A 6,982-nucleotide genomic window follows, 5' to 3' on the forward strand; every position below is an offset into this window, starting at 1 on the left:
TGATCGCCCTTGCCATCATCCGCCGGGGCTATCACGAGGCAGGACAACGCGTAATTTTGGACGACGGATCAGAGGCCGAAGTAGTCAACTTGCCATTTACAGCAAACTCCTTGACTTAACAAATGGAATTGTAAATATTAGCACCATGACAAAAGACGTACTGAGAATAAAAAATATGGCTTTTTACGGCTACCATGGCCTGTTTGAAGAAGAGGCCAAACTCGGTCAAAAATTTGAAGTTGACGTAGAAATCTATGGCGATTTCAGAGGATTTGCACGCAATAATACACCTCAGGCCGTAGATTATCCGCGCGTCTGTAAAATAGTCGAGCAAGTGGTGACAGGCGAGCGATTCGGCCTTGTCGAAGCCCTGGCAGACCGCATTGCTGACGTTTTGCAGTCGGAATTGGGACTGGCAAAACTTCTCGTGCGAGTGCGCAAACCCAATCCACCGGTTCCCGTCAATTTCGATGGCGTTGAAGTTGAAGTGAGGCGCGAAACGTGACCTACATTGGCATTGGCGCGAATTTGGGAAATCGGGAAAAAACGCTCCAAGACGCGACGGGTATGATAGATGCAAAACCCGAAATCGCCGTTGTCGCTGCCTCTGCAGTCTATGAAACCGCCCCAATCGGAGTGGCCGACCAGCCGTATTTTCTCAACGCAGTTCTGCAAATCCATACCAGTTTCTCCGCGCGAAGTTTATTGAATTGCCTACTGGCAATTGAGCGCGGATTTGGTCGCGTGCGCCAGACGCGGTGGGGACCGCGCACCCTGGACCTCGATATTTTATTTTACGGCGACAACGTCATCAACCAGCCGGGCTTGCAGGTGCCACACCCACACTTGCACGAGCGCGCATTCGTCCTGATACCGCTTTGCGACCTCAAACCCGATCTCAAACATCCCGTTTTAGATCAATCGATTCAATTTTTGACCGACTCCCTGGGCATGGATTTGCCCGTGCGAAAAATTGAAGGTCTCAATTTGATAAGAAAAAAATAAGGTCGGGGGATTTAGCGTTGCGATATATAGCTATTGAAGGCGTAACAGGTGTGGGCAAAAGGCGTTTGGCTCGTCTTTTGAGGCGTCGTCTAAATGCTCGCCTGATGCTCGAAGAACCCGAAGAAAATCCCTTTTTGCCTTTGTTCTATGAGGCTCCTGATCAATATGGCTTTCAAACTCAGGTCTTTTTTATGCTGAGCCGCTATCGACAACAACAAGAACTACACCAGATGGATTTGTTTGAAGAAGCTGTGGTCAGCAATTTTATTTTTGAAAAAGATCGCATCTACGCCAATGTGACACTCAATGATACGGAATTTGCCCTCTATGAACGGCTGTCCGAAACATTGAGCGAAAAACTTCCCCGTCCAGATCTGGTGATTTATTTGCAAACCACAGTCAATCATCTGATGCGGGGTATAAGACTCCATGAACGCGGATATGAAAGAGAGATAACAAAAGCATACGTCTCGAAGTTACTGGAAGCTTATAACCAGTTTTTCTTTCATTATTCGGTAACACCGCTACTCGCAGTTAATGTATCGGAGATCGATTTTGAAAACCGCCCAGAACACCTGGAGGATTTACTGGCACAAATTACATCGCCTCCATCTGGAACCCGTTATTATCGACCAGCGCATATGGAAACTGACAACACGAGGCGGACCTGACTTATGGGATCGCGGATACAACCAGAAACCCTCTCGCTGATGAAACAACGAGGCGAACCCATTGCGATGTTGACCTGTTACGATCATCCAACGGCTGTTTTTCAGGATGCTGCGGGTGTCGATGTCATCTTTGTGGGAGACTCGGTTGGCGTCAATGTGTTGGGGTATAAAAGCCCTCAGCAGGTGACAATGGATGATATGCTCCACCACACGCGCGCGGTGCGGCGCGGAGTAGTGAGTGCCCTGTTGATGGCAGATTTGCCCTATCGAGCTTACGAAACGCCAGAGCAAGCATTAGAAAATGCGCGACAATTGGTTTCTGCTGGCACCGAAGTGGTTAAACTCGAAGGAGGGCGCAATATAACGACCCAGGTCGAGGCACTCGTCGCCGAGGGCATTCCCGTGGTTGGGCATGTGGGCTACACGCCCCAAACGCGCACGGGTAAGCGTCCCGTGTTTGGAGACCGCGCCGAAGAAGCACTCGACGTCTTAAAAGATGCCGATGCACTGGCCTCTGCCGGTGCCCTTGCCGTAGTTTTAGAATGTGTGCCCGAGCGCATTGCCGAAGTCGTGACCAAACGGATGTCCATGCCAACCATCGGAATTGGTGCCGGACGCGTATGTGATGGACAGGTGCTGGTTGCACACGATATGCTGGGCGTTTACAAAAGCCATTATCGGTTTGTCAAAACATACACAGATCTCAAAAGTGTAATGCATCGAGCATTTGCAGAATATGTCGCAGATATCAAGGCACACCGATTCCCAGAAGACAGACACCGTTTTAAGATAAAGAGCGCAGAATTGCGTCGATTTAGAGCGCGAATAGACGAATAGACGAACCCCGCCCTACCACCCAGAGCATGTGCTGACATGATATAAGTCAGTATCGTTACAAACTCCGCCGTTGATTCGTTGATTCGTTGATTCGCTGATTCGTTGATTCGTTGATTCGTTATGGCCATAAAAATTATCAAAACCGTCCGCGATATGCACCGCGCAGCGGACCGTATCCGGCAGGCGGGCCTGCGCATCGGGCTTGTACCCACAATGGGATATCTACACGAAGGCCATCTCAGCCTCGTGCGCAAGGCATTAAAAGTGACAGATCGGGTTGTGGTGAGCATTTTTGTCAATCCACTGCAATTTGGTCCCACCGAAGACCTCGCAGCCTATCCAAGAGACATTGATCGGGACCTGGAACTGATCGACCAGCACGGCGTGCATCTCGCATACCTGCCCGATGAAAAAGAAATATATCCCGGAGATTTTGCCACATCGGTGCGCGTGGCAAAGCTAACCGAAAAACTTTGTGGCGCAAGTCGTCCGGGACATTTTGAAGGCGTGACAACAATCGTCACCAAACTGTTTGCAGCGGTAAAACCCCATGTGGCTATCTTTGGGCAAAAAGACGCGCAACAAACAATAGTCATTCAACGCCTGGTGCGCGATCTCAACCTGGATGTGGAGATACAGATGGCCCCCACAGTGCGCGAAGCAGACGGATTGGCGATGAGTTCGAGAAATGCTTATTTGAGCGCTGAAGAACGGCGGGAAGCCCCTGCGCTTTACCGCGCATTGATGTTGGGAAAAAAAATGATCGTTCGAGGCGAAAGGCATGCTCAAAAAGTCATCGAAGCCATGCGCGACGTCATTGAACCACAGCGCAGTGCGAAAATCGACTATATCGAAGTCGTCGATGCAAAAGATCTCACACCCGTCACAGAGCTAAAAGAATCCATTTTGCTCGCCGTAGCTGTGCGCTTCGGCAATGCACGCCTGATAGACAACGCGCTTATTCGCATCAAATGATTTTTCCAGATATATATCAAGTTGTTGTAAGTATTTATGTTATATAAAATAAATGACTTGTATAAGGACTTGACGCCTTCAGGGGAGTTCATTATATTTTGATTTCCGACTCAGTAACGCTATTCATCTCTAAACAAGGAGTTTCAAAATGGCATATCAATTGCCCGACTTGCCCTATGCTTATGATGCACTCGAGCCACACATTGACGCGCGGACAATGGAAATTCATCATTCCAAACACCACAATGCCTACGTGACCAACCTCAATGCCGCGCTTGAGGGACACGATGATCTGGCAAATCAATCTATCGAAAGTTTGATCACCAACCTGGACAGCGTACCAGACGATATCAAAACTGCTGTTCAAAACAACGGCGGCGGCCATGCCAACCACAGTTTGTTCTGGACGATTATGAGCCCCAATGGCGGTGGTGGGCCAACAGGCGCAGTCGCCAGCGCTATTGGATCCGATTTAGGCGGCGTGGAAGCGGCAAAGGAGCAATTTGTCACCGCTGCAACAACGCGCTTTGGCAGTGGGTGGGCCTGGCTCGTGGTCAAAGACGGCAAGCTCAATATTATGAGCACTGCCAATCAAGATAATCCACTCATGACGGGCGATGGGACGCCCATTCTCGGCCTCGATGTATGGGAACACGCTTATTATCTCAAGTATCAGAATTTGCGTCCCGACTATATTGAAGCCTGGACCAATACAATTAACTGGGACGAAGTCAACCGCCGTTACGAAGCTGCGCTATAAGTTTTTCAAAGGATATGAGAAATGGGTATTACTGTAGGTGACCAGGCACCAGATTTTACGTTGAAATCAAAATCTGGTGATGATATGAACGATATTTCTCTGAGCGATTACAGAGACAGCAAAAACGTCGTAATTTTGTTTTTCCCACTGGCTTATACCGGTGTCTGTACCGATGAAATGTGCTCGGTCAGCGGTGGTTTGGCCGATTACGACGCACTCGATGCACAGGTTTTGGGCATCAGTGTAGATAGTCCCTTTGCCCAGGAAGCATGGGCAAAAGAAAACGAGATTACCGTTCCCCTGCTCAGCGATTTCAACAAAGAAGTAAGCGCGGCTTATGGATCGCAATTCGAAGACCTGATTGGATTTAAGGGCGTGGCAAAGCGTTCGGCTTTCGTCGTAGATAAAACCGGTGTGGTGCGCTTTGCTTCTGTATCCGACGATCCAACCGAGTTGCCGGATTTTGATGCGATCAAAGCGTGTTTGCAAGCGTTGAGTTAATGGAGGCATTTATGGTTCGCGTCACAGAAACAGCAGCGGGCAAAATCAAAGAACTCCTGGACCGAGACGGACGTCCCGAAGATCACGGTTTGCGCCTGAAAGTGATCGGCGGCGGATGTTCTGGCCTTCAATATCAGCTCGATTTCGACGAGACAGTCCGCACAGATGACAGCGTAATCGAAGCCTATGGCGTTCGGGTCTTTGTCGATATGAAAAGCGCGCTCTTTTTGACAGGCACGGAACTGGACTACGACGATGGCCTGATGGGAACGGGGTTTCGGTTTAACAACCCCAATGCCAAAAATCAATGTGGATGTGGGGAATCGTTCAGCGTTTGAGTATCGCTTTGTAGAAATGCCGGTGTGCAGAAGGGAGGGGTCGTCTCGCGATTCCTCCCTTTTGGGTCCCTTAAAATATTTGGGACACTACATAATCCCTTTATCGCTTTAAGCCAGCTTCTGAGGAACAAAAACGCATGACGTCTATTTTTTACATACTTTTTCTTATTTGCGATGCGTATAACGCATCGGCGCAGTTTGTGCAGCAGCTTTTTGGAAACATCCTCAAACGCACCTGCGCTATGGATATAAAACCGGATTTGAATTTTGACAGGAGGCTCCAATGGACATGCTATTTCAGGGAGCTTCAATGGCAACGAACATTATCATCTATCTGGCAGTTGCCATTGCCCTTATTACGTTTGGAATCGGGTGGCTTGTTGGCACCCGCATTAGAGATCGAAAAATGCGAGATATTGAGCAACAGGCAGAGAAACGCGCAATCAAACTCGCGAAAAACGAAGACCGGGATCGCAAGGCTGCTTTTTTAGAAATTAAAAATAGCTGGTATGAAGAGAAGGCCGAAATTGAAAAGTCGTTTGATCAAAAACAGCGCGCCTTAGATCACCGAAACGAAGAATTACAGGAACAAGAGACTCGTCTCGCAAAACAAGCCGAAGTTGCAAGCCAGCGCGAAAAGACCTTAACGCGACGGGAACAAGAGGGAAATCAAAAAGCCGTCCGTTTGGAGAAACGAGAGCTGGAACTGACCGATATTCTCGATCAGCAACGGGCGCAATTGGAGCGTATTTCGGGCATGAATGCCGATCGCGCCCGCGAGATGCTACTCGAAAACATCCGAAATTCACTGCAGCAGACAGCCGCAAATATCGGCCGAGAAATTATCGATCACGCCAGGGAACGAGCCGACCGCGATGCGAAGAAAATTCTGGCACAGGCAATAGAACGCTGTTCCACAGATCAAACCGTACAGTCATCCATATCGGTTGTCACATTGCCCGATGATCATATCAAGGGGCGCATCGTCGGCAAAGAGGGGCGCAATATCATTGCTTTTGAAGCCGCTACAGGTGTGAAAGTCATTGTAAACGATACACCCGAGGCGGTTGTCTTATCCAGCTTTGATCCAGTTAAGCGCGATGTGGCGCGTCTGTCTATGGAGCAATTGGTGCGCGATGGCCGCATCAATCCAAGCCGCGTTGAAGCCGTTGTTGCAAATTGCGAAAAAAAGATCTATTCGCTCATTGCAGAAGAAGGTCGTCGGGCAGTGCGCGAATTGGGTATTGAATCAGTGCATCCCGAACTGGTCAAACTGATCGGGAAGCTCAAATATCGCACGAGTTACGGACAAAGCGTTTTGGGGCATTCCAAAGAAGTCGCTTTCCTGGCCGGAGCAATGGCAGCAGAATTGGGCATGGATGAAAAACTCGCGCGGCGATGTGGGCTATTGCACGATATCGGCAAAGCCGTGGACCAGGAACTCGAGGGCAAACACACCGACATTGGCGCGCATCTGGCTGGCAAATACGGCGAGGGGCAGGAAGTTATCAATGGCATTTTTTATCACCACGGCGAGGCAGAGGCTTCGACCCCCCTTTCATTTTTAGTCAAGGCAGCCGATGCGATTTCTTCATCGCGTCCCGGCGCTCGGCGTGACGATGCCGAAGGATATATCAAACGAGTTCGCGATTTAGAGGAGGTGGCGCAATCTTTCGATGGCGTGCGCGATGCTTATGCCATCAATGCCGGACGCGAAGTGCGCGTGCTGGTCAACGCCGGGCGCGTGAGCGACGAACAGGCCAAAGACCTGTCCTTTGCAATTGCTGAGCGGATTCGCGAGGAAATGACCTATCCAGGCGAGGTTCAGATCACGGTAATTAGACAAACAATCGCCACAGATTGGGCTGGTCGCTCGGGCAAACGCATCCCGCGCA

The 6,982-nt window shown here is 49.6% G+C and carries 9 protein-coding genes; all 9 read left to right on the forward strand.

Annotation, left to right across the window (positions count from 1 at the left end):
* Window positions 1–145 precede the first annotated feature (145 nt).
* Window positions 146–505 carry a dihydroneopterin aldolase gene (gene folB, locus OXH16_24015; GenBank protein MCY3684470.1) on the forward strand — a complete coding sequence of 120 codons (360 nt, stop codon included), beginning with the start codon at window positions 146–148 and terminating at the stop codon, window positions 503–505.
* Entirely contained in the window at window positions 502–1,005 is a 504-nt protein-coding gene (gene folK, locus OXH16_24020) for a 2-amino-4-hydroxy-6-hydroxymethyldihydropteridine diphosphokinase (protein ID MCY3684471.1), read from the forward strand. Before folB ends, folK begins: the two co-directional genes overlap by 4 nt.
* Window positions 1,006–1,022: 17 nt before the next feature.
* The gene (locus OXH16_24025; protein MCY3684472.1) at window positions 1,023–1,676 is read left to right on the forward strand and encodes a deoxynucleoside kinase; all 654 of its coding nucleotides are present in this window, start codon (window positions 1,023–1,025) and stop codon (window positions 1,674–1,676) included.
* Window positions 1,677–1,679: 3 nt separating this feature from the next.
* The gene (gene panB / locus OXH16_24030) at window positions 1,680–2,513 is read left to right on the forward strand and encodes a 3-methyl-2-oxobutanoate hydroxymethyltransferase (protein MCY3684473.1); all 834 of its coding nucleotides are present in this window, start codon (window positions 1,680–1,682) and stop codon (window positions 2,511–2,513) included.
* A gap of 126 nt (window positions 2,514–2,639) precedes the next feature.
* The gene (gene panC, locus OXH16_24035) at window positions 2,640–3,488 is read left to right on the forward strand and encodes a pantoate--beta-alanine ligase (protein ID MCY3684474.1); all 849 of its coding nucleotides are present in this window, start codon (window positions 2,640–2,642) and stop codon (window positions 3,486–3,488) included.
* A 148-nt stretch (window positions 3,489–3,636) separates the two neighbouring features.
* Window positions 3,637–4,248, forward strand: a complete 612-nt coding sequence (locus OXH16_24040; GenBank protein ID MCY3684475.1) for a superoxide dismutase — start codon at window positions 3,637–3,639, stop codon at window positions 4,246–4,248.
* A gap of 21 nt (window positions 4,249–4,269) precedes the next feature.
* Window positions 4,270–4,749 carry a redoxin domain-containing protein gene (locus OXH16_24045; GenBank protein MCY3684476.1) on the forward strand — a complete coding sequence of 160 codons (480 nt, stop codon included), beginning with the start codon at window positions 4,270–4,272 and terminating at the stop codon, window positions 4,747–4,749.
* An 11-nt stretch (window positions 4,750–4,760) separates the two neighbouring features.
* Window positions 4,761–5,087 (forward strand): iron-sulfur cluster assembly accessory protein, encoded by a 327-nt coding sequence (locus tag OXH16_24050; GenBank protein ID MCY3684477.1) that lies wholly within the window; start codon window positions 4,761–4,763, stop codon window positions 5,085–5,087.
* A 310-nt stretch (window positions 5,088–5,397) separates the two neighbouring features.
* On the forward strand, window positions 5,398–6,982 hold a 1,585-nt coding region (rny, locus tag OXH16_24055), incomplete at its 3' end, for a ribonuclease Y (protein ID MCY3684478.1).

The organism is Gemmatimonadota bacterium, from assembly GCA_026705765.1.
Lineage (GTDB): Bacteria > Latescibacterota > UBA2968 > UBA2968 > UBA2968 > VXRD01.